We start from the raw sequence: 22,712 nt of genomic DNA on the forward strand, positions 1-22,712 counted from the left end.
TCAACACAATCGGCTTAAAACATTAGATTAATAAAAAGAGCCGGAGGTCATTTATGAGTTGGGAATGCCGCTATCTAGACGAAACGCACTGCAACAAACGCAACAAGGAATGCAACCCGGGAGACCGTGGATGTGTCCTCGAAGGCAGATTTTTCTTTCCATTTGACGAAACCAAAAATAAGTCCAAGCACTCTGCCCAAACCACCAAAAAATCAGCCACCAAAACCGCCGAGAGCAAACCTGTAAACGAATAAAACGAAAAATGTTCGTGTTCCCCAAAACACGCGAGTGTATTTCCTATCACACCCAAAAGGAAGTCCCCCTTTACAAAAAAGACCTAAAAGAGCATCTTTGTTGTTACACAACCAAACAGTCTTATTATATAGGAGACATCCAATGTTCAAGAAAATCGCACTCGCTGTAGCACTCGTTGCTGCAACTAGCTTTGCTACCTGGGATTACTACAAAGTTCCGGAAGCCGGAAAAGGTCAGGTCAAGGGCCAGTTCAAGTACGACACCGACGATCCGTGGTCCGGCTGGGGCATCAATGCAAGCGCTCGCTACGTGGTGATTCCGAACTTGGAACTTTCTCTCCGCGGTCTCGGCATTGCTTCTTGGGAAGACGACGACTCTGACGCCGACGGCTTTGGCATCACGGACTTCACTTTTGGCGTCCGCTATGCGATTATGCCGATCGTCAACGTCTTTGTGGACATGAACCTCCCGATCGGTGACGAAGACGAAGGAACCTACATCGGTACGGATGAATGGGGTTTTTACTTCGGCGGTCAGTTCACTTCCGATCAGTTCCTCAAGAACTTGACCGTCGGTGCTGAAGTCGGCACTTATTGGGGTTTTGAACACAACGACTACGATCCGGGTCTCGTTCTTACAACCGGCGTGGAAGCTGGCTACTTCATCGAACAGATTGGTCTTACCCCGTTCGTCGGTTCTGAATTCAAGTACAAGCTTACGGATGACGAATACGATCCGGCTAACAAAGCAGCACGCTGGAAAGACCACCAAGGTGACACTCAGTTTAACTTCTGGGTTGGCGCAGCTTACGGCATCAATGACCGTATGACGGTTGACGCTCAGATCAAATTCCGTTCTGGCGACATCGACGGTGATGCTTTCCACACCGAAGCTAACTATACCTTCAGCTTCTAATTCTAAGTTTATTGTGATTTCAAAAAAGACCGGCACACACTGCCGGTCTTTTTTGTGGAAAAATTGAAATTTACTGCGGGTCGATATTGATGCGAATTTCGAGATCTTCGGGCAGCGTCATCAGGGACTTGCGGATATCGACTGCATTCGACGCCTTTAATAAAAGGTGCATCCAGTACGTGCCGCGAACCTGCGGAATATAAGAATCCACCGGTCCAAGGACTTCCAAGGATTGATTCCGAGATAAAACTTCCGCAAAGGCTTCTGCCTTCTGGATCAAAAAGTTGTAATCCTGATGACCGACTTCGACTGTCGCGACTTTGGCATACGGCGGATAATGTGCATCCAGGCGAGATTCGAGTTCCCACTCCGCAAAGCCTGCGTAATCGTGGGCAATAGCAAAATGGATGATCGGATCCTCGGAATTGTTCGTTTGCAAAATCACACGCCCGCCTTCGCGAGCGCGCCCCGCGCGTCCCGAAGTTTGGCTTAAAAGTTCAAAGAGCCTTTCCCCAGCCCGAAAGTCCGGCACGCCCGCGCCGGAATCGGCGCCCACGACGCCCACGAGTTGGACGCCGGGGAAATCGTGGCCTTTCGCCACGATTTGCGTGCCCAGCAGAATGGAATACTTGCGTTCGCGGAAATCCGAAAGAATCTGTTCTGCTGCACCGACATTCGCGGTCGTGTCACGGTCCATGCGAATGGTCTTTGCATCGGGAATCCATTCCGCGATTTCCTCTTCGAGTTTTTCGATTGCCCCGCCCGCGAATTCATATTCCGGAGATCCGCATTCCGGGCATGCCATATTCAGCGGAAAGAGCCTTCCGCAATAGTGGCAAAGAAGACCGTTGTACTGCTTATGGTAAACGAGGGGAACCTTGCATTCCGGACAACTGAACGTGTTACCGCATTCCGCACAAATTCGCGACTTGGAATAACCACGACGATTCATGAGCACAATCGCCTGATCGCCCTTTTGCACTGTTTCCGTGAGCGCTTCGCGCAGTTCCGTCGAAAGAAGGAGCGACGAATCCTGTAAACGCACTTTCTTCTTCATATCGACAATTTTCACATTCGGAAGCGCCGTTTCCGTCGCCCGTTTCGAAAGCACCAGGTAGTCGATCTTTTTGTTTTTGGCGGCACAGTACGTTTCCAGTGCCGGAGTCGCGCTGCCGAGCAAAACAAGCCCGCCGTATTTAGCCGCTTCATGGAACGCAATGCTCCTCGCGTGATAACGCGGCGCCGGGTCTTCCTGCTTGTAAGAGCTGTCATGCTCTTCGTCCATCACTACCAAATCATAATCAAATGGCGAAAGGATCGCACTCCGCGTTCCGATGACAATCGAAGCCTTGCCCGAAAGAATCGAAACCCATGCGGCCCGTTTTTTAGGTGCCGAAAGCGCCGAATGGATTACAGGAATATCAAAGCCCAGGAACTCGGCAAAACGCATCGCCGTTTGCGGTGCAAGGCCGATTTCCGGTACAAGAACCAGCACCTTTTTGCCCGCAGCCAAGGCGCGCTTGCAAAGTTCCATATAAACGCGGGTCTTTCCGCTGCCCGTCACGCCGTGCAAAAGCGCGCCGCGAAATCCTTCCTTTTGCAAAAGCAGTTCCAAAAGTTTTTCAAGGGCGGAATTCTGCTCTTCGGTCAACGGAGGCAATTCGGGCGCAGATGTCAGAGGCTTGTCTTCCGGAGCGTTCCCCTGGGAAGCTTCAAAAAACACCGCGTCCAAATATTTTTCAAAGTCCTTCGGCAAAAAGATGTTCAAGGCCTGCTGTTGCGTCGAAAGGTAATAGCGCGAAGTCCATTCGAGCTTTTCCATAAAACGTTCACTAAAAACGTAGCCCGAAGCATGGGGAAAAGCTGTTTTCGCCTTCGCAAAGGCAGGTTTTTCCGAAATCACCCGGGAGACAACGCCCAAAGTCGGCTTCCGATGGGAAAGCTGTACCCAAACGACACTTCCCCGCTGCAGAACAACCCCTTCCGGGACCGCATAAGTGAAGATCATGGGCGAAAGCGGAACGATTACTTCACAGAAAGCCGAAAACAGCCCGCAATCTTTTGCGACCGCGATTTTCTCCGGTGGGACAGTCTTCGGAATTCTCTTTGCCATGACCCAAAAATAGCTCTTTTAGCGAATTTCAGCTTTTTTTCTGCATTTCGTTTGCACTTATCTTTTGCTTTTATTTAGATTAAATCTAGCTCAAACGCGTCCCGCGGCGCGAATTGAATTTGGAGAACACTTTATGGGACTTTTTGATTTATTTAAACCCGAATGGCAGAAATCTGATGTGGAAGTGCGCAAAGACGCTGTCATCAAATTGAACGCAAACAATCAGAGTGCGATTGAAACCGTTGCTCTGTCCGATACGGATTCGGAAATTCGGGGAATTGCGATTCGAAAACTCGAAAGCAAGGAAGTCCTGCAAAAAGTCATTGATTCAGAAACCGATGCTTCAAACAAGCGCGACGCTGAAAACCGTCTTCTTGAAAAACTGGCCGACCATTTGAAAAACTTCCGCGAAGTCGTGACTCCGAATGAACTTGAAGCCGTGGCCAAGGTGGCAAACTCCCGCTTTGTCGATGACCTTCTCAAGTCCATGCCGAGCTCGGAACTTCGCTTGGCACTCGTCCAGATTTCGACCCGCCAAAGCTCGCTCGAATATGTCGCCTTGAAAGATCTCAAGACCGACGTTGCCATGGCGGCCTTAGAACGCGTGGAACGCGCCAACATGCTGCAGAACATTTTCCAGAATTCCCGTCACACGGTTGTCCGTCAAAAGGCCGGCGAAAAACTCCGCGAACTCGAAAAGAACGGGAAAACCGAAGACGACCAGAAGAATGACACAACCATTTTGTTCCGCAAGCGTGAAGCCATTCTCCAACAAGCCCAACGCATTTCCGACTCCAAAAACTTCATGGAGAACGAAGCGGAATTCGAAAACATTCTCCAAGCCGCCAAGGAACTCGGCATGGGTCCTGCCCAAGCTGAGCTCGACCGTATCACCGACACCTACCATCTGCGTCGCAAGGCAGAACAGTCCCGCATTGAAAAGGCTAACGCCGAAGCCCATGCAAAGACCGATCTGCAGAAGCGTTTGGAAAGCATTCTCGCCGAAATCGACAAGCTGATGGAAGGTAATCTGGATGAAAACAGAGACCAGCTCAATCTTCTGATTGCAAGCTTCAAGGCTCAGAGTTCCAAGGCAGATAACGCCATGCTCAACCTTTTCAAGATGTCGATGGATCGCTACAACCAGCTGACCGAACAGTCGACTGAAGAAAGCGAAGAAGATGAAGAATCCAAAGCAAGCCGCGAAGAAATTCTCGCCCAGCTCAAGGTTCTCGCCGAAGCCGACGACACTTCCAAGGCAGTCGAACACAAAGTCAAGGTTCTCGCCCGCGCCTGGGAAAAGCTCCCGGTCATGGAAGGCGATGATCCGGAACTGCAAAACTATAACGCTCTCCGCAATAAGCTGACCGAAAAGTTCAACGCCCAGCACGAAGCCGACGAAAAGATTTTCAACGAAAACTCGGAAAAGCTCCGTGCCATCATCGACGAAGTCAAGAAGATCGACGACAACAATGACTTTAAGGTCATTTCCCAGAAGCTCCGCGACTCATACAAGCGCTGGAAAGAAATCGTCGTCGACGACAAATACCGCTACAAGGAAATTTGGAAGGAATACCAGGATGCGACTTCCCGCTTTAAGGAAATGCAGGAATGGGAATCTTGGCACAACGAAAATGACCGTGAAGCTCTTCTCGAAGAAATGGTCGCTCTTTCCAAGGAAGAACCGAGCAAGGATGTCCTCTTAAAGCTTCGCACCTATGCGAACCAGTGGAAGACCGCCGGTCCTGTTTCCGCAGCCCGTTTAAACGAATTCCGCGACAAGTTCCGCGCCCTCTTCGAAGAAATTATGAAGAAGTGCGAACCGATCATCCAGGAACAGGAAGAGGAACGCGAAAAGAACCTCGCCCTGAAGGAAGAAATTTGCCAGCAGATAGAAGAACTCGCCAAGGAAAGCGATGAAAACTGGCGCGACAAGTACAAGACTATGCAGGAACTCCAGGAAAAGTGGAAAACCATCGGCATGGTCCCGAAGGACAACGTCCAGGCGATCTGGAATCGTTTCCGCACCGCAGAAAACGCCTTCTTTGCCAAGCACAAGGAATTTGTGAAGCAAGAAGACTTCGTCCGCGAAGAAAACTACCAGAAAAAAGTGGCTCTTTGCGAAAAGGCAGAAAAGCTCGCCACCTCGAACGATTGGAATGCGACATCAAATGAATTCCGCAACCTTCAGGAAGATTGGAAGAATATCGGCCCTGCACCGCGCTCCAAGTCCGAAGAAATCTGGGCCCGTTTCCGCACAGCTTGTGACGGTTTCTTTGACCGCAAGCGTTCGCACTTCGAAGAACTCGATTCCGAAAAGGCAAAGACTTTGGCTGCAAAGGAAGCCCTCTGCGCAAAGCTCGAAGCGCTGAACTTTGACCCGACGGATCCGGAAACCGTAAAAGCGATGGAAGAAGGTGCCGAAGAATGGAAGAAGCTCGGCATGGTTCCCAAGGACAAGATCGAAGAAATCTGGAACCGCTACAGCGCGATCCTCGACAAGTTCGCAGCCAAGCGAGCCGAAGTCGACCCGGAATACAAAAAAACCGCAGCAGAAGCGAAATCCAAGAAGGAGTCGATGATTACGACCGTTTCTAAGCTCATGGAAACCGCAGGTTCCAACCAGAGCGCAGATGCCGTCAAGAATCTGCAATCCGAATGGAACGCCCTTCCGCGTTGTGGCGCCGAAGAACAGGAACTTTACAAGAAGTTCCGTTCGATCTGCGATGAATTCTTTACCCGTCGCCGAGACCAGCTGGATATCCAGGAACAGGCTCGCGAAAACAATCTGCAGAGCAAGCTCCGCCTTTGCGAAGAAGCCGAACGTTTGCTCGATGGATTGACCGACGAAAACCGCCGTGACGCGATGAATGAAGTCAAACAGCTCCGCCGTCACTGGCGCGAGATCGGCGCAGTGCCTCGAAAGGAATCCGATAAGATTTGGAACCGATTCAATTCCGCGTGTGATGCTATCTTTGGCAAAAAACCGGAAGCAGAATAGATATGTTCCCTCCTTGGACTACTCCTGAAGCCGCCGCAGAAATTCTGAAAAACGGCGGTGTCGTGGCTATACCCACGGAAACAGTTTACGGGCTCGCAGGCAACGCCTACGATCCCAAGGCACTAGCCAAAATTTTCGAAGCGAAAAAGCGCCCACACTTCGATCCTTTGATTGTGCACATTTCGGCAATCGAAGAATTTTCAAATGTCGCGCTCGAAGTTCCAGAAGTGGCAAAGAAGCTCGCCAAAGCCTATTGGCCAGGCCCCATGACCTTGGTCCTGCCGAAAAAGGATTGCATTCCGGACCTCGCGACAAGCGGTCTTCCGACCGTAGCCGTTCGATTCCCGAACCATCCGATTGCGCAGAAGATTATTCGTTTGGCAGGCGTTCCTCTTGCCGCTCCGAGCGCAAACCTTTTCCAGCATGTGAGTCCGACAACGGCACAGCATGTGGCGGAACAGCTCGGCAATGTAATCGATGGCATTGTGGACGGAGGCTCCTGTGGCGTCGGTGTGGAAAGCACCATCATTTCTTTCCCCGAAGGCAAACCTGTCATTTTGAGACCAGGCGGAATTACGCCGGAAATGGTGGAAGCCGTTGCCGGATCGGTGACCATTCACGAGTCCAAGTCGAATCCAAAAGGTCCGATGCTCGCTCCGGGCATGATCGATAGACATTACCGTCCGCAGGTTCCGCTCTACTACGGTGCCGTTCCAAAAAATGCCAAGATTCCTTCGGAAACAGTCCGCATCGCCTTTGGAAGTCAGGAATCCGTGATTCCGCCGACGGTGAACCTGTCCGCATCGGGAGACTTAAAAGAAGCGACTGCGAATTTGTACGCATTCATGCGTCAGATGGACAAGCCCGGTGTGGAATTGATTTTAGTGGACCCGATTCCGAACGAAGGTTTGGGGGTCGCTTGCAACGACCGTCTTAAAAGGGCGGCAGTTCGCCAGTTGCCCGAATCGTTTTAGACGGTATCGCGTTAAAATGCCACCATTCAGAACTGAGCGGGAGAAATCCCGCTTTTTTCATAATGCGCTTGAGAAGTCTGCGATTTTCAATCTGGAATTCCTGAAGGAAGCCATTTTTCAAAGCATCCGCTTCGCCCTGTTCCCCGGCGCGGCTTTCAAAGGAATCAAAGTCCGTCCCCATGTCGAGAGCGTTCCCTTTTTCATCGGCAATCGTCAAATCGAGAGCGTATCCGAAGTTATGCACACTACCGCGCTTGGGATTAGAGACAAAGTCGCTAAAAGGGGTTCCCGCTACGGTCTGCCGTAACAGAGCCTGTGCGTAAACAGGGCGCGCAGCGTCGTAAACAATGAAGCGGTAACCCGGTTTTTCTTGTTGCAATAAACGGATTGCCTTGCGGAGTTTCTGAGCAGCCATCGTCTTTAAATAAGCGCGTTTTGCCCCGCAGTATAGATCGTGCCCCGTCACATTCTGAAAGGTTCCATACCGCATATCTAGAGTCATATGGGGAAACCGTGAAATGTCCACGTAAGACGTATCGCTTTTCACATAAGCTTCCCACTTGGCATAAGCCGAACAATACCGCAAAGGCTTGGTCGGATGACGCGGTTCAAAAACAGATTTCCCGCTGTCTTCTGCCGCAAAAGAAATCCCGATCAGCAGAAGAAGGATTCCGAGAATCTTAAATGGCAAAGTTGGCCTCGATCCCGAACTGGATGTACAATCCCATACCCTTTGCCATGAAAGGAACCAGATCGTAACCGTTCGAAGAACGCTTGTCATTATCCTGCGAAACCAAGGAACGTTCACGCGCATTGTCGCCGCCGAGGAACCTTAAAGCATCGACGTCGAGGTTTGCAAAGATGTTGTCCGCTTCCAAGTAAAAGCGCACCTTTCTAAAGAAGAACACGTGTCCCGGCAAATCGAGATTTGCACGGACATCGGTGCGGAAGAGATCTGTGAATTCATTGTAGTCGCGGATTTCACGCGTACCGGCTGTCTGCGTATCCGATTTCGAAGAATGGATCTTGTAATAGTACAATGGCCGATGCCAGCCGGCGTGATGCGTTAAGATCAGCGAGAAAAGCGAATCCTTGAGCGGATAATAGCGGATCGAAGTGGACATATCCAGGCGAGAATTTGCTTCCCACGGGAGAGAACGTCCATCATCCAAAGCGTATTCGCCGTAAACAGATGAAAGGTTCACAGCCAAAGCGAAATGGTGCAACGTGCGAGCTTCCATCTTGGCAGCAGCACCCAAGACCCATGCGTAATCTGCTTCCGAGAGCTCCGTGTAATGCGCATAAGCAAGCGGAGTCGGCAATTCCGGGTTCAAATAATAACGTCCAAAGCCGTGACCGCTCAAGCTAAAGCGTTTTTCGGAATAACCCATTCCGAGCTTTGCCGAAGAACCGGTGATGATATTGCTTTCAAGTTCACCATCGTCCCACGTTTCATGCCAGTCACCACGCCAGGCGACGTTACCGAAAACGCGGAATCCCTGACCAGCCGCCACCCCCGGCTTTCCTATCGAAAGATTACGGTCCACGTCGAGAGAAACCATCGGCGAACCGTGACCGTCGAAGTCGGCCAATGCACCGAAGGCAAATATCGTCTTTTGCGCATTGTTCTGCCACGTCATGCGGCTCGTTCCCGTCAAAACGTTTGCGTGGAATTCCGACTTCTGCGTTTTCGAGAAGTCCGGCCATTTACGTGTCACGATGTGATGTTCATAGAGGAACGCGCCCGAGAGGTCTGCTCCAAAAAGCTTTCCCGGGAAAGGCTTATCAAAACCAGCGGAGAAGGTCGTCTTGCTCTGATCGTAGCCGTCGATAAAGGTCGCATTTTCCGGAACGGCATCTTGACGGTAACCGGTCGTGTCGCGGAGCGTGTCCGAAGCTTCTTCGTGAACGACACCGCCGTGGAAGCTCGTGCCGAACTTCGATTGGTATTCAAATCCGAGGACACCGTAAGTGCGATGACCGCGGATGATATCGACGCTGTTTGAAGAATCCGAAGTCACCATCGTATCTTGGCGAATGATGTATTCATCGCTACTGTACACGCCGTTCAGCATCCAATTGTTGCCGAGGGAATCATGACCGGCGAGCTGGGCGAACATATCGTAAGACGTCAGGTCAAAAGAATCGGAACTCTTTTTAGGAGCCTCATTTTCATCGCTACTTCTACGGAATTCCGTAAAGAATTTTTCGCCCATGTTCTTGAGCATTTCTGCATCGAGGTAGCGGAAGCTAAAGCGGAAGGAATCCCAGAAGAGGAATGGACCGCCGACCGTGATTTCACGCATTGTCGTTCCCGCCGAAATGTCCACTTCAAAATCTTCACCCGAAAGCGTTTCCGGAATGAAATCGACCGAAGTCGCAAGTCCCTGTCCCACCGGACCTTCGCCGTAGTTGTCGTAAATATCGATCGACTTGAGCATGTGCGAATTGATCACGGAAAGGTTGCCAGGGAACCCAATATCCAAGTGGCGCATGTTCGGAATGCGAAGACGTCCCAAATGATAGCCGACTTCATCGGCACGGGAGCCGTCATAGAACAAATCGCTCGAAAAATCCTTTTGACCCGAAACGCCTTCAAACGAACTCATGAGTTCCGCAATGTCGAATCGCATACCGGAAACATCTTCCAACTGCTCCACGGTAATATGTGACGGTTCCGGCCATTCTGCCTTCGTGCCCCCACCGATTACCGTACTTTCGCCCAAGTTTCTCACATTCGGGTGCATCACCACGAGAATGTCGAAAAGGTCCGCAAAGTCGTCCAAGGAAACATGCAACGTATCAAAGCCGTCCTTGATGAACACGAGCTTTGCTCTACGGGAATCCACCGTCTGTTCAAAACGGCCGCTCCCATTCGTTTCCCCGATTTCTCTTCCGGATTCATACTGAATCTTCACCGAAGAAAGCGGGTGGTCGGTTTCCGCTTCGAGAACGGTACCGATAATAGTCGTCGGAGCAGCCACTGCGATGGCTGGCAAGAGAAGACTGAAAAAGACAAAAATTCGTTTAAGCATATGGAGTTATCAAAATATATAATTTCTACTTTATAGGTGATGGCTAACGCTTACCTCATTCAGACAGAACCGCGTCCAAACGGCATTGAAGCGACGTTTTCGCGGGTCAGGGAAATGGTCCTGCAGGCAAATCCTACCGCAGGCAGTCTGATTTTACTGCCCGAAATGTTCGCCACAGGCTTTTTAACGAATCCGCCAACCGCTTCAGCCGAAGATTTAACGAGTCGAGAAGCCCCGACCCCGCGTTTTTTACAGGCACTCGCCGACGAAACCCAGTGCGCGATTCTCGGTGGCGGAATCGAGGCGTTCGCAAGCGAAAGCCTTCCCTTTTGCAACTGGACAGGCCTTTTTAAGCCTGGCAAAAGCACTCCCCAGGCGTTCTACCGCAAACGACACCCGTTTGCCGACGAAGCAAAACACTTTACGGCTGGCACAAAGTTTGCTTCCTTTGACTGGCAAGGCTTTTCCGTTTCGCCCTTTATCTGCTTCGATTTAAGGTTCCCCGAAGATTTTCGCCTAGCGAGAGCCTCTGGAGCTTCACTTTTGACCGTTCAAGCGGAATGGCCCACCTCCCGTGCGCTGCATTTTAAGACGCTCTTGCGCGCGAGAGCCATTGAAAACCAGTGCTATGTGCTTGCCTGCTCTCGCGCGGGCAAAGCTTTTGCCACGAGCAGCGCCTTTGGCCCGAACGGCGAAGAACTTTTGGACGCCGATTCCGCGGAAAAAACCTTTTGTGTGAACCTGGATGTTTCGCAGGTCAATGCGGCACGGGCGAACTTTCCGCTGCCCCTTCCCAAAATTCACGTTTGAGGTTTTTATGGAAATCATCCTACAGATTCCGCCACAGCCTCTGACTTTGAACGAAGCGCGTTCCATGACCGTCCTCGGCATGGACTTTCAAAACGCGATCATCACCGAAGCACGAGACGGCAAACTCCCGGCGCAAATCCGTTTTACCGAAAACGACCCTTTCCCCTGGGGACAACTTTTGCAAAAGCTCGCCGTTTTATGGCAACTCTCCCAAAACGATGCCATATCAAAGGATTTCCGCTTAAAAAACAAACTTCCCCAGCAGATTGTAGATTTACTGCCCCAAGTCGCCGAAAAAGACTCCTTGAACGTTTTAAAACAGCTCGGATCAGCAGGATTCATTTGTGCTTTTTCTAAATTTTAAGGCGAATGATTGCGGCTAAAGAAACCACCGCACTGCGGAGTCTTGAATGTCAAATAAAGAAACGACAAAGGATTCGACAAAAGAACTGTTTTCAGTACTGGTGAAAGAAGCTCTCACGCTCTCCAATTCTGAACCGCTTCTCAAGTCCGTTTTGGACGAGCTGATCGTTTTCCGGCAGTCCTTCGCCGAAGTTCTCGCGATGTCGCTTTCCCGCAAGTTGGCAAGCTCGCTTTTGAGCCGTTCCCAACTCGAAATTTTATTCCTTTCCACGTACAAAGAAAATCCGTCGATCGTGGAAGATGCGACGGCAGACCTGTGCGCCACTATGGACCGTGACCCGGCCTGCAAATCTTACTTGGAACCTCTCCTCTTCTTCAAGGGCTATCAGGCAATCCAAGCTTACCGCATTGCGCACGTCCTTTGGAAAGACGAAAGATTCTTCCTCGCAGAAATGCTTCAGAGCTTAATCAGCCAGAAGTTCGCCGTGGACATTCACCCGGCCGCAAAAATCGGACGCGGAATCTTCCTCGACCATGCGACAGGACTTGTCGTCGGCGAAACGGCCCGTATCGGCAACAACGTTTCGATTTTACACGGCGTTACCTTGGGCGGTACCGGCAACGAAACCGGCGATCGTCACCCGAAGGTCAGCGACGGCGTGATGATCGGTGCACACGCACAGCTCCTCGGCAATATCCACATCGGCAAGGGTGCTAAAGTGGGCGCAGGCGCCGTCGTGCTCGAAGATGTTCCGCCGCATGTAACCGTGGCAGGAGTCCCTGCCGTCAAGGTCGGACGTCCGGAAAATGCCCTGCCGAGCCTCGAAATGAATCAGAACTTTACCCGCGACACAAACAGCAAACCGGCGAAGTAAGGTTTTTGATGAACAAGAAAGAGCGGGCAGAATTTGTCGGTAAAACATTGGACGCGATTTACCCGGATCCGCCTATACCTCTGCAGTTTTCGAACACATTCACCTTTCTTGTCGCCGTTCTGCTCAGCGCGCAGTGTACCGATAAAAAGGTCAATGCGGTCACTCCCGAGCTTTTTGCCTTAGCGGATACCCCGCAAAAAATGGCCCAGATTCCCACGGAAAAGATCGAAGCGATCATTCGCCCGTGCGGACTTGCCCCCGCCAAGAGCAAGCACATCACAGCCCTTTCCCAAAAGCTTTTACAGGAATTCGGCGGTGAAGTCCCCAAGACTTTTGAAGAACTCGAAAGTCTGCCCGGCGTTGGTCATAAAACGGCGAGCGTCATCATGAGCCAGGCCTATGGTATCCCCGCCTTCCCCGTCGATACGCATATTCACCGCCTCGCCATGCGTTGGAAACTTTCGGACGGGACTTCTGTAGAAAAGACGGAAAAAGACTTGAAAAAGCTCTTTCCGCAAGAAGAATGGAACAGGCGTCACTTACAAATTATCTACTTCGGAAGGGAGTATTGCCCTGCCCGCGGACATGACGTCGCAAAATGTCCCATTTGCAGTCAAATCGGCTGTCGCGAAAAGGTTTGATTGTCTATTTTACGGCTATGAAGTTGCCCCTGAGGACAATTTGGGTTCTTGGAATTTGCGTTTTCTTGATCGCCTGTCTCGAAACACCGGATTCTCCTGAAGTTTCTAGCACGACGCCGGAGATTTTGATTTGCATTTCCCAGACGGATTCAAGCTGTAGCTCGCCCCTCCAAGCTTCTCCCACTGAACCATTCACGTTGCAGGCAAATGTTTTCCCGTCCAGTGCCAAATCCGAACTTTCTTTTAAATGGATTTCAGCAAAGAGCGAAACGTTAAAAACAGGGACGCCCTTTAAAACGGATACGTCTCGAGTTCCTGACTCGCTGATCGTGACCGATGACAACAAGAACCGTTTATCCTTTGCACTCGACTTCATTTTCGATACCGCTCCCGTTTTAAGTTCCAAAACGGTTCCCGCAAACGGAGATACGCTTTTCGGAGATTCGACGACCGCATTCTTTTTTGAATATTCCGCAACCGACGCGGACAAAGGCGATAGCCTCGTTTACACGCTCGTGCTGGATTCCACCGAGTATTTTGCAGGATCCATGACCACCCTTTACCAGTCCGGCTTAGCTGAAGGCGAACATGCTTTCCGTGTGATCGTACAAGATGTTTATGGGCTTAAAGATTCTACAGACTGGATAGAGTTCACCGTTCAGGAGGAAAAATGAAGATTTTTTCTCTGCTCGGCGCTTTCCTTTTTCTTTTACTCGGAATTTTAGCCTGTTCCGAAGGCGATGTGAGTTTTGATACGGACGACGCTGAAGTCGTGACCGTCAAAGCCTACATGATGCTGCTCGGCGACTCTGCAGGAACGCGCTTAAAATCGGACACGCTCTTGCCGAGCGATAGTCTCGTTTTGATCGCTCAAATCGAACCTTCGCGTTCCATTCGCATCTCACAGTTCTACTGGCAAATCGATTCCTCTTCCAAACATTCGGAATTCTCTTACCGCACAAATGTTTCGACGCCCGGTCTGCATCAGGCAAAGTTCATTCTGCTTGACCGTTTTGAAGATACGTTGCAAGACAGCGTTTCGTTCTGGATTGCACCCGAACCTGTCTTGGACACGGGCGCCTTGATTCCGAAGAACGGAACAACCTCCATTCCCACGTCTAAAGCGCTTTCCTTCGCCTGGAAATCCACAGTCGAAAATCCGCTGTCGATTACCCATTATCCGTTCCTCTTAAAATGCGGCTCCGATACCCTGGTCGATACCGTTTTGAATTCGACGGAATTCATTTACACACAAGGCTTCCCCACTCTGACCCGTTGCAGTTGGACCGTTTCGGCACACGATAATTTTGGCAGAACTTCTCCGACAAGTATCCGAGCGGCCTTCTTTACCGAAAACGATTCCGAAGAGGTTTTCGGCGCGGCTTTCGCAAGTATCAGCACCCCGTTCACTTCCCTTTTGGACTCGCTGCGTTTCAAGCTGTTCGATGCGGATGGAAACCTTTTGAATCTTGATAATTTTGCCGTTGACTGGAATGATTCCGTCATCACCCTTTCCAAGCTCCCCGCCGCCGATTACCGCCTTTTTGTAACCCACTTCAAATATACGGACTTCACAAGCGACACGCTCCACTTTACCGTTCGCACGGGAAAGGTTTCAAGCCTCGGCACAATCCTTTTAAGCGACACCGTGCAACCGCAGATTATCTGCGACTTTTGTACCGAAGATTCTCTTACCTGGAACGATACACTCCGTTTTGCTGTTGAAGAAAAAGGGCTACCTCCGCAGTCCGCTACCTTACGCATCACCTTTGACGGGGCCACCCTTTCGAATTGGGATTACAAAGAGGACTCCCTTTTCATCTACACGCACAGCCTTCAAAAAAGCTTTGCGTGGCATCCGCTCAAGATCGCTCTTTCGGACCGTTCCGGAAATTACATCGCCAAAAATTTTTACGTGGAACCGGGAAAATCCTGCGTCAAGACTCTCGACAAAGCTTCGATTTTTGCAGACTCCTCCATTTCGATTCCCATTCAAAATCTTTGCCCGAACCTAACCCCCAAACGTTATTTCTGGGACATCGATAACGATGGAAACTGGGATGGAGAAGCTCCTGCAGCCGGCCTCGATTCCGTTTCCAAGACCTTCTCCGGTTCGCTCTTCCACGTGTACCAAAATCCCATCCACGTCTACATTCTTTATGAAAGCGGTGCGCAGTACGAAGCCACGTTCACCCTTTACGTCGATGGAGTTTCCGGATGAATAAGCGACTTTGGATTTGCATAGTGCTTCTTATCGCCTTGTACGGATGCGGAAGCGATCCCCGAGTGGAGTCCGAGGACGTGCCAAGGCTTCGCGCGTACATTCACTTTGTTCCGTCTAGCTATTATGGGACTTCGTATCTGTTGTTTTCCAGTGTGCGGGAAAAAGAAATTCCCCAGGGTGAAACAGGCAGGCTGGTTGCGGAAATCCGCGTGAACGAGAAAAGCATCACCAGCGATTATGTTTCGGATTATATCCAGAACTTTATTTGGACTGTGGACGGCAAGGATTACATTTCGGGCACGATCACGCATACCTTCCCCGACACGGGCATCTTTGACGTCACCCTGCGCACCGTCGATTTCTTTGGCGATACGCTATACGACACGCTCAGCCTTTACGTCACCACCCAGCTTTCTGTACATCCCATTTCTCCCGAAAACGGCTTCAACGGATTTCACGCATTTGACTCCGCCGGTATGACTTTTGAAATCCAAACAGAAGGAATCAACTCCTGGCAAGACGCTGTTTGCAAGCTTTACGTTTCGACCGAAAAATCTTACCTGTGGGAGTTTCTCATCGACACAATCCCCTGCAACGGAAAGTACACGATCGACGAGCCGTTCCTCATCGGCGATTCCACAATCCTCACCGACACGGCCATCGCCTTTTACTGGGGAGTCACCGCCCAAGTTCCCGACACGGAACTGGATTTCAACAAGGACACTTCCGACATCCAAGTTTTTTACAGTGCCCTAATCAACACGGATTCTTCGCACCTCGTGGTCCCGGTCCGCTACCGCTCTCTCGCATCGAGCATCATCCCACGCGGAACGCTCATCCTGCAAAATTCCCAAGGCGATACTCTCGCCCAAAAGGCGCTTTCCAAAAATCCGGCGGTCATTCACTTTAACCGTTTAGCTTCCGACAGCCTGACCCTCACCCTCTGGGATTCGACTCTCACCGAATATGCGCCTGTTTCACAAAGCCTTTACCTTTCCAAATCGTCCTATCTCATTCTCGACACGCTGACCCTTTTTGACACGGTCCCTCCCGTGCGCATTCCGGCGAATAAGCGCTATGCAAGGTCCGATTCAATCCGCTTTTACCTCTACGACGGAGGCTCTGGCGTTTCGCAAAATTCGCTGACCATTATTTTGGCTGGCGATACGCTTTCCAAAAATGTGAGCGGAGACGTTGTGAGTTTTTTGCCGAACTGTTACAACAACTGCGAATTGTCCGTTGCGGCGCTTCGCGACTATGCCGGGAATTCCGCATCGTCTGTCGTTTGGAACTTAAAGCGCAGCGAAGATGGCGATAGTCTTATCCTTTTAGGGCCATATAATCCGGGGGATCTATGAGAATGCGGATTCTTCTGATAAGCCTTCTAATCGCCTTTTCGAGTCCTGGAATTTTTGCAGCCGATTCGACAGTTGTATCCCCGTCGATTCCTGTAACGCCTTCCGCCAAAACGCTCCGTATTTCGACGTGGCCTGCAGGCGCCGAAGTTTACATAGGAAAGCGTCCTTCAAACTTCATCGAAGCTTCCGAAAGATTTTCCCCGGATTCGCTCTCGCTCGCCGCCGAAGATTCCGTCGTACGCGTCACGTTCTTCAAACCGGGTTACGTCGACACGACTCTCGACATTCACCTCCAAGCGCCGAAAAAAAATTACGTGTGGATCGAACTCGTCGAAGAAACGGACTTGGACCGTCTCGAATGGCAAGAAGCGATTCTTCACAAACGTGAAAACAAGCAGATCGGGAAAATCCTTTTCTATTCGGGCTTTGGTACTCTTGCCTTGGCAGGTGTCTTTGCAGGTATTGCCGAATACAACTTCCAAAGCGCAGACGATACCCGTCAAAAAATTGAAAAGAGCGTCATCCGCGAAGGCGAGCATTACCAAAAGCTCCAGGATGATTTCGACGATTCCCGTCAGAGCGGAAAAAATTTTAGGACAGCCGCCTTGGTTTCTCTTGGAGCAAGCGCGCTCCTCTTTGCTGCGGCAGCGGTCTTTTACTTTTAGGAGTTGATGCATGAAAAAATTTTTCGCACTCCTTTTCTTCGGTTTCACCTGGCTCCTTGCACAGAACATGCAGCGAGGCTTTCCGGTTTCCGTGAAGCTCGTTTCCGGTGCTACGCAAAAAGCGGAATACGTCGGCAGTTCAGCCGATACGGTCTTCCTCGGAGGCTTTATCGCCGATACGTTCACCGTCGTAAAAATTCTCAAAGACCGCATCACGTTCCTCAGCGATTCAAACGGAACCGTGTTGAAGCTAGAACAGGCCGATTCGCTGTACACGGCGCTTCACACGTCCCAAGATTCAAAAGCCCAAGATACCGTCGCACCGCTCCCGCAAACCGACATCTCGGGCAAGTCTCTCGTCTTCCCCGCCACCCGTCGCCCGATCGATTCCGCCTTGGCAGTCCGCATCCACGACTTACAGATCCAGATTCTCCGGGAGCAAGGAGAACGTCCCATCTCCGTTTCCACTGCCGACTTCCCGAACTGCAAAAATTCCCCCTGCATTGCAAAAGACGCAGAAACCCGCGGAGCCGTTGCCGTCTGGACGCTCGAAATCGAACCTGCCAGGCATCAGGACAGCCTAAACCTGAATCTGCACCGCTTTCTCTTTTCAAACGAAGCCCAAAGCACCGAACGTCTCACAATTTCTGCAAAGAATGCGACGAGCGAACTTCTTTCCAAAAACCGCTTCATCGAATGGATTCAAAAAGCAAAAGGCACCTACCAGGCACCCCAAAAGCCGAAGGAGAGCAAAAGTTTCATCTATGTGCAAACCGACCCGGAAGGGGCTAATCTTGCCCGTAAAGGCGGAGATGTCATTTGCCAAACGCCCTGCGCCTTCGCCATCAACGACACCGATAAAGTCGAAATCGAAGCCTATTGGGACGTCGAAAACACGCTCTGGGCAAACAAAGCTATCATCCGCCCGATTCCCGGTGACACAGCCAAAATCAACATGCGCCTCAAACGCGTCAAACCGGAAGTTGAAATCCGCACCTTCCCCGCCGGAGCGCAAATCTACAGCGACGCCGAAGTCACCCCGCACAGTCGCCCAATCGGTTACACCCCCAAGACCCTCTTTACCGAGGAACCCGGTCCTGCCGAACTGCACCTGTGGAAAGAAGGTTACAAGGATTCCGTCGTCCATTTCCACGTGAGTGCGACCTCCAAGACCGTTGTCGAAATCCATCTGGACTCTTTGACCCAGCCGAAGGACCTTCAAGCGCAGGAAGTCTTCCAAAAGATCCAAAAAAGAATCTTCTGGGGGCATCTCGCCCTTGGAACTTCCATCGCTCCAGCCGTTGCTGGGGGCATTTTGCTCTATCTTTCCCACAAAGACCGTGAAAAAGCCCGCGATTTGAAAAATGAGCTCTCCCTTCCAAGTTCCGGAAGGGGAAAAAACTACCAAAAACTCGTCGACGACAACCACAAGTACGCCGACCGCTCCAAAACGGAAGCCTATGCAGGCTCTGGATTTCTTATTTTTGCCGGTGGACTCTTCATTACGGGATTTGTCCTGTCATTTTGATGCATTCGTACGCTAATTTTTGCGTTATTTCCGAAACGCTTTCCATCGGGAGAGAGTAAATTATTAACGATGCGTAAAGTTTTATTTCCTCTATTTGCCGCTACCCTCGCGTTTGGTGCTGATTTTGAAAGGTCCAATTGGCATACCCAGACCTTTTTCCAAGTTGAACCCTATACCCCGATTCATTTTGAAGGACAGGGTCAATACCTCACGGAGAAGATCGACGAAGAAGTGACGACCGTGCCGATGTCGCTCGGTTTTCTCTTCAGCCCGCTCTTCACGCCGATTTTCAAGGCGGATATTCCTTTCACCTTCTGGCTCGGTGCCCAGTTCGGCGAATTCCAGTTCGGCGAAATTTCCTCCGGCAAGGATTACGTTTATAACGGAGAACAAAGCGGTAGCGGAAATACGCTTTCCTTTATGTCGTTCAACCCGACAGGTCTTGCCGGATTCTCGTTCAACCTGATCGGGAACCTGGATTTGCGTATTCTCGGCGGTTTCGGCCTGCAGTATTACCGTTTTGAAGACAAGCAGACAGCGACAACCAAGACCCATTCTGAAACAGCCATGAGCTACTTCGTGGAAGGCGGCCTGGAATATCGCATCGCAGAAGTTTTTGAAGATGGCGATTTGAAAATCGGTCTTCACGTCAAAAAGGCATTCAACAAACTCGAAAACATCCGCGCCACCGAAGAATTTAAACCAACAGGAGAAGACCTTTCCATTCCAGGCGCCTACGCGGGCACCAAGTTCGAAACGATCGAGACTAAACTTCCGATTCGCATCGGTCTTGAAGTTTCTCTCGAATTCGGTCGTGAAAGCCGCAGAGACCGCAAAGTCCGCTTTGCCCTCCGCGACAGAGACACTCAGCTCCGCAACAACTCCGAAGTCAAGGATACGCTTTCGGACTGGGACTGCATGGCGATTGAACGTGACTACCGCTTCTTCCTCGAAGACGGCGAACTCCCAGACATGAGCGAAAAGTACACCAAGGCACAGTTCAACGACGTGCTCGAAAGTTACCTCGCCTTCTGCCACCCGGAAGATCTCGCCACCAAGGAGCAACTCTACTCCACCCTCGACTCGAACAAGGTGCAGTTGAAGGAATACCAGGTTTCTCAGGAAGAATCCCGTTACAAGCAGGTCATGGCTTCGAACGACCCGGAAATGATGGAAATGTTCCTCCAGTATTATCCGAACTCCGTTTACAAGGCTGACATCGAAGCCAAGCTCCAAATCGTCGGCGACTACCAGGTGTTCAAAAAGGCTCAGACAGCGAACACCTTCAAGTCTTATCTCGATTACCTGAACGACTTCCCGAACGGCCAGTTCCGCAACGAAGCCGAAGAAGGCATCTTCCGCTTGGTACAGGAAAGCAACCGCGTCAAGGATTATCAGATTTACCTGAAGCGCTTCCCGAACGGACTTTTTGTCAGCGAAGCGAACCACGCCCTGCAAGAAATTCAGCGCGCAAGCGGCATCGTCGAAACGCCTGCTGAAGCCGTCGAGCAAAACGAACAGCCACAGGAAGAAGTCAAAAAGACTTCCAAGAAAAAATCCAAGAAATCTAGCAGTTCCAAGAAATCCAAAAAGAAATCTTCAAAGAAAAAATAAAGACCTTTTAACAGAAAGCTTTCGCCACAGCGGAAGCTTTTGTATTAGAGAAATCCATGTTTCATCCCATCGATCTCGAAAGCAAACCGACGCTTCTCCGCTACCTCAAGCAGGCGAACAAGCAATGCTGTGACTACGCGTTTGCTAGTCTCTACGCCTGGGCCTCTTTTTATAGAACCGTCTGGTGTGAAGTCGATGGATTTCTCATTTTGCGGTTCCTTGTAACCGGAACGAAAAAATGGGCCTATTTGGAACCTTTAGGCTCGGGCGACATTTCCAAGGCAATCGAGTTCATCCAAAACGACGCCTCTACGGTAACGCATCAGCCCATCCGATTTTTCTCGCTTTCTCAAGAATTCGTCGAAAAAGCGCAAAGCATTCCCGCCCTGCAATCGCAACGTTTTTACAAAAACCGAAGCTTTGGAAACTACATCTACAGCCGAGAAAAACTCGCCCTCCTTGCTGGCAAAAAATTTCATGGCAAACGGAATCACATCGCGCAATTCCACAAGCTCTATCCCGATTATGCCTGGAAAATCATCGATCCTCACACCGATATTTTCGCCATCGAAGAACTTCTAGGCCAATGGATTGATTCGCAAGGAAGATCCACCACGACCATCCTTCAAGAAAAAACGATGATCGAAAGATCCCTCGCCTCCTATGAAGCCTTGGAACTTTTCGGCATCCTCTTGACCGTCGAAGGAAAAACGGTCGCCTTCGCCTACGGTTCCAAAGTGAACGCAAACACCTTCTGTCTGCACGTCGAAAAAGCAGACAAACATTACGAAGGCGCCTATGCCAAAATCAATCAACTGATTGCCCAAAGCCTTCCCGAGAGCATAGAATACATCAATCGCGAAGAAGACATGGGGCTTGAATCCCTGCGCAAGGCCAAGCTTTCTTATTATCCGGACTTTTTGACCGAAGAATACTTTTCTTACGACATCAATTCCACGGAAGCTCAAATTTGGGAACTTTGGCAAACCTGCTTTCCCGAAGACGACAACGAATTCATGCCGAACTTCATTTATCCGTATTCCGAAGATTCTTCACGAATTACGTTGTACCAAAACGGGAAACTCGCCTCGATGCTGCACCTGATCGAAGGCGAAAGTTCCTGGGGAAAAGTCGGTTACATTTATGGACTCGCAACAGCCCCCAATTACCGATGCCAAGGCTTTGCAAAGCAAATTTTAGAAAAGGCGATGGAGCAGGCAAAAAAGAGCGGAATGGTTGCACTATGGGCCATTCAACAAAACAGAAGCTATCGCATTTGGCAAAGCAAACTCGATTTTAGCGAAATTCAAGCGGAAGCCTTAAAGTTTGAGACCGAAGACGGCTTTGATTTTGGCGAAAACCCCGAAACCGATTTCGGCATTTTTCGAATTATCGATATGCAAGCCTATCTGAGCCTTTACGCCCAAGAGCATCCCGAATTCAGCACCCAGATTTCCGTCGAAGACAAAGTTCTCCCCGAAAACAGCGGGCTTTACCAAATTCAAAACGGATCCGTGACAAAGAGCACAGGGGAAAACGAGAATTGCCGTTCCAAACCTGCCGAAATTCTACAAAAAATGCCGATTTCAGGCGGAAAAGTTCTCAAAATAGCCGTTGTTTCTAGACAACACTAAAATACCGTTCTAAATTCTGCGAACTTTGAATTTATCTACTTTCTAAATATGGCAGAGAAGCAAGAACATCGCAAAATATTCGAATACCTGGACTACAGGGAATTTTTGCGCGATTATTACCAGTCCAAAAAGGCGGCAAACCCAGCCTTTTCTCTGCGTGCATTTTCCGATAAAATCGGATTCAAGGCCAAAGACTTCATTAGCCGCGTCATGCAGGGCGACAAGAACCTTTCTACTCAGAGCATTCAAAAGATCGTCACCGGCCTCAAGTTCGGAAAACGCGAAGCCTCTTTCTTTGAAGATCTCGTCTGGTTCAACCAGGCCGAAACCATGGACGAAAAGAACAGCTGGTTCCAAAAAATGCAGAACGAGCTGAAAATCGTCCGCTTTACAGAAGGGCAGCACCAGCTCGCCTTTTACCAGTACCAGGTATATTCGCACTGGCGTCATCTCGTTGTACGCTCCCTCATCGGCATGTACGGTTTTCACGGAGACTTCACAAGCCTTGCAAAATCCGTCCACCCGACAATTACAATCGAAGAAGCCAAAGAATCTGTAGAACTTCTCGAAAAATGCAATCTGGTCAAGAAAAACGAAGACGGCTCCTACGAACTGGTCAACAAAGATATTACAACCGGCGACCGCACATCTAAAATCGCACTCCGCGGTTTTCACCAGCATTGCCTCGCCCTCGGCGCCGAATCCAT

At 50.3% G+C, this 22,712-nt stretch carries 18 protein-coding genes; 15 read left to right on the forward strand and 3 right to left on the reverse strand.

Annotated features, from left to right (window positions below):
• Positions 1–396 precede the first annotated feature (396 nt).
• Entirely contained in the window at positions 397–1,170 is a 774-nt protein-coding gene (locus MR847_RS00930; RefSeq protein ID WP_106518955.1) for a transporter, read from the forward strand.
• 70 nt (positions 1,171–1,240) lie between these two features.
• Here MR847_RS00930 and priA read toward each other — a convergent pair whose 3' ends face one another.
• Positions 1,241–3,283, reverse strand: coding sequence for a replication restart helicase PriA (gene priA, locus MR847_RS00935; RefSeq protein ID WP_100424559.1), 2,043 nt, complete (start codon positions 3,281–3,283; stop codon positions 1,241–1,243).
• 133 nt (positions 3,284–3,416) lie between these two features.
• Here priA and MR847_RS00940 point away from each other — a divergent pair, with 133 nt between their 5' ends.
• A complete protein-coding gene (locus tag MR847_RS00940; RefSeq protein ID WP_106518957.1) occupies positions 3,417–6,284 on the forward strand; it encodes a DUF349 domain-containing protein in 2,868 nt (955 codons plus the stop codon).
• A 2-nt stretch (positions 6,285–6,286) separates the two neighbouring features.
• On the forward strand, positions 6,287–7,258 hold the full coding sequence (locus MR847_RS00945) for an L-threonylcarbamoyladenylate synthase (protein WP_287722658.1): 972 nt from the start codon (positions 6,287–6,289) through the stop codon (positions 7,256–7,258).
• On the opposite strand, the gene MR847_RS00950 is transcribed toward MR847_RS00945, so the two are convergent.
• Both MR847_RS00950 and MR847_RS00955 read right to left on the reverse strand, forming a co-directional pair.
• Positions 7,218–7,949 (reverse strand): M15 family metallopeptidase, encoded by a 732-nt coding sequence (locus MR847_RS00950; protein ID WP_287722660.1) that lies wholly within the window; start codon positions 7,947–7,949, stop codon positions 7,218–7,220. The two genes, MR847_RS00945 and MR847_RS00950, sit on opposite strands and share 41 nt — an antisense overlap.
• Positions 7,939–10,293, reverse strand: coding sequence for a hypothetical protein (locus MR847_RS00955; protein WP_287722662.1), 2,355 nt, complete (start codon positions 10,291–10,293; stop codon positions 7,939–7,941). Before MR847_RS00955 ends, MR847_RS00950 begins: the two co-directional genes overlap by 11 nt.
• Positions 10,294–10,332: 39 nt before the next feature.
• On the opposite strand from MR847_RS00955, the gene MR847_RS00960 reads away from it, so the two are divergent.
• The 12 genes from MR847_RS00960 to MR847_RS01015 all read left to right on the forward strand — a co-directional run.
• A complete protein-coding gene (locus MR847_RS00960; RefSeq protein ID WP_100424563.1) occupies positions 10,333–11,103 on the forward strand; it encodes a nitrilase-related carbon-nitrogen hydrolase in 771 nt (256 codons plus the stop codon).
• Between the two features lie 7 nt (positions 11,104–11,110).
• Positions 11,111–11,467: a hypothetical protein gene (locus tag MR847_RS00965; RefSeq protein WP_100424564.1), complete on the forward strand. Its 357-nt coding sequence runs from the start codon at positions 11,111–11,113 to the stop codon at positions 11,465–11,467.
• Between the two features lie 46 nt (positions 11,468–11,513).
• The gene (gene cysE / locus MR847_RS00970) at positions 11,514–12,341 is read left to right on the forward strand and encodes a serine O-acetyltransferase (protein ID WP_277002019.1); all 828 of its coding nucleotides are present in this window, start codon (positions 11,514–11,516) and stop codon (positions 12,339–12,341) included.
• A gap of 8 nt (positions 12,342–12,349) precedes the next feature.
• Positions 12,350–12,982 carry an endonuclease III gene (gene nth, locus MR847_RS00975; protein WP_100424566.1) on the forward strand — a complete coding sequence of 211 codons (633 nt, stop codon included), beginning with the start codon at positions 12,350–12,352 and terminating at the stop codon, positions 12,980–12,982.
• Positions 12,983–12,999: 17 nt separating this feature from the next.
• Positions 13,000–13,656, forward strand: coding sequence for a hypothetical protein (locus MR847_RS00980; RefSeq protein ID WP_287722664.1), 657 nt, complete (start codon positions 13,000–13,002; stop codon positions 13,654–13,656).
• Positions 13,653–15,203 carry a hypothetical protein gene (locus tag MR847_RS00985; RefSeq protein ID WP_287722665.1) on the forward strand — a complete coding sequence of 517 codons (1,551 nt, stop codon included), beginning with the start codon at positions 13,653–13,655 and terminating at the stop codon, positions 15,201–15,203. The genes MR847_RS00980 and MR847_RS00985 overlap by 4 nt, the downstream gene beginning before the upstream one ends.
• A complete protein-coding gene (locus tag MR847_RS00990; RefSeq protein ID WP_287722667.1) occupies positions 15,200–16,564 on the forward strand; it encodes a hypothetical protein in 1,365 nt (454 codons plus the stop codon). The genes MR847_RS00985 and MR847_RS00990 overlap by 4 nt, the downstream gene beginning before the upstream one ends.
• Complete coding sequence (locus tag MR847_RS00995) at positions 16,561–17,229, forward strand: hypothetical protein (RefSeq protein ID WP_287722668.1); 669 nt, start codon at positions 16,561–16,563, stop codon at positions 17,227–17,229. The genes MR847_RS00990 and MR847_RS00995 overlap by 4 nt, the downstream gene beginning before the upstream one ends.
• Positions 17,230–17,239: 10 nt before the next feature.
• Positions 17,240–18,757: a peptidase associated/transthyretin-like domain-containing protein gene (locus MR847_RS01000; RefSeq protein WP_287722670.1), complete on the forward strand. Its 1,518-nt coding sequence runs from the start codon at positions 17,240–17,242 to the stop codon at positions 18,755–18,757.
• Between the two features lie 69 nt (positions 18,758–18,826).
• Positions 18,827–20,371, forward strand: a complete 1,545-nt coding sequence (locus MR847_RS01005; protein ID WP_287722671.1) for a hypothetical protein — start codon at positions 18,827–18,829, stop codon at positions 20,369–20,371.
• 56 nt (positions 20,372–20,427) lie between these two features.
• Positions 20,428–22,005 carry a GNAT family N-acetyltransferase gene (locus tag MR847_RS01010; RefSeq protein ID WP_287722672.1) on the forward strand — a complete coding sequence of 526 codons (1,578 nt, stop codon included), beginning with the start codon at positions 20,428–20,430 and terminating at the stop codon, positions 22,003–22,005.
• 48 nt (positions 22,006–22,053) lie between these two features.
• A partial coding sequence (locus tag MR847_RS01015; RefSeq protein WP_287722673.1) for a TIGR02147 family protein occupies positions 22,054–22,712 on the forward strand: 659 nt, incomplete at its 3' end.

The organism is Hallerella sp., assembly GCF_022776125.1.
GTDB classification, from domain to species: domain Bacteria; phylum Fibrobacterota; class Fibrobacteria; order Fibrobacterales; family Fibrobacteraceae; genus Hallerella; species Hallerella succinigenes.

Excerpts from the sequence above, each read along its gene's own strand:
- MR847_RS00930 (WP_106518955.1), top strand. The coding sequence starts at position 397 with ATGTTCAAGAAAATCGCACTCGCTGTAGCACTCGTTGCTGCAACTAGC.
- priA (WP_100424559.1), bottom strand. The coding sequence starts at position 3,283 with ATGGCAAAGAGAATTCCGAAGACTGTCCCACCGGAGAAAATCGCGGTC.
- MR847_RS00940 (WP_106518957.1), top strand. The coding sequence starts at position 3,417 with ATGGGACTTTTTGATTTATTTAAACCCGAATGGCAGAAATCTGATGTG.
- MR847_RS00945 (WP_287722658.1), top strand. The coding sequence starts at position 6,287 with ATGTTCCCTCCTTGGACTACTCCTGAAGCCGCCGCAGAAATTCTGAAA.
- MR847_RS00955 (WP_287722662.1), bottom strand. The coding sequence starts at position 10,293 with ATGCTTAAACGAATTTTTGTCTTTTTCAGTCTTCTCTTGCCAGCCATC.
- MR847_RS00960 (WP_100424563.1), top strand. The coding sequence starts at position 10,333 with ATGGCTAACGCTTACCTCATTCAGACAGAACCGCGTCCAAACGGCATT.
- MR847_RS00965 (WP_100424564.1), top strand. The coding sequence starts at position 11,111 with ATGGAAATCATCCTACAGATTCCGCCACAGCCTCTGACTTTGAACGAA.
- cysE (WP_277002019.1), top strand. The coding sequence starts at position 11,514 with ATGTCAAATAAAGAAACGACAAAGGATTCGACAAAAGAACTGTTTTCA.
- nth (WP_100424566.1), top strand. The coding sequence starts at position 12,350 with ATGAACAAGAAAGAGCGGGCAGAATTTGTCGGTAAAACATTGGACGCG.
- MR847_RS00980 (WP_287722664.1), top strand. The coding sequence starts at position 13,000 with ATGAAGTTGCCCCTGAGGACAATTTGGGTTCTTGGAATTTGCGTTTTC.
- MR847_RS00985 (WP_287722665.1), top strand. The coding sequence starts at position 13,653 with ATGAAGATTTTTTCTCTGCTCGGCGCTTTCCTTTTTCTTTTACTCGGA.
- MR847_RS00990 (WP_287722667.1), top strand. The coding sequence starts at position 15,200 with ATGAATAAGCGACTTTGGATTTGCATAGTGCTTCTTATCGCCTTGTAC.
- MR847_RS00995 (WP_287722668.1), top strand. The coding sequence starts at position 16,561 with ATGAGAATGCGGATTCTTCTGATAAGCCTTCTAATCGCCTTTTCGAGT.
- MR847_RS01000 (WP_287722670.1), top strand. The coding sequence starts at position 17,240 with ATGAAAAAATTTTTCGCACTCCTTTTCTTCGGTTTCACCTGGCTCCTT.
- MR847_RS01005 (WP_287722671.1), top strand. The coding sequence starts at position 18,827 with ATGCGTAAAGTTTTATTTCCTCTATTTGCCGCTACCCTCGCGTTTGGT.
- MR847_RS01010 (WP_287722672.1), top strand. The coding sequence starts at position 20,428 with ATGTTTCATCCCATCGATCTCGAAAGCAAACCGACGCTTCTCCGCTAC.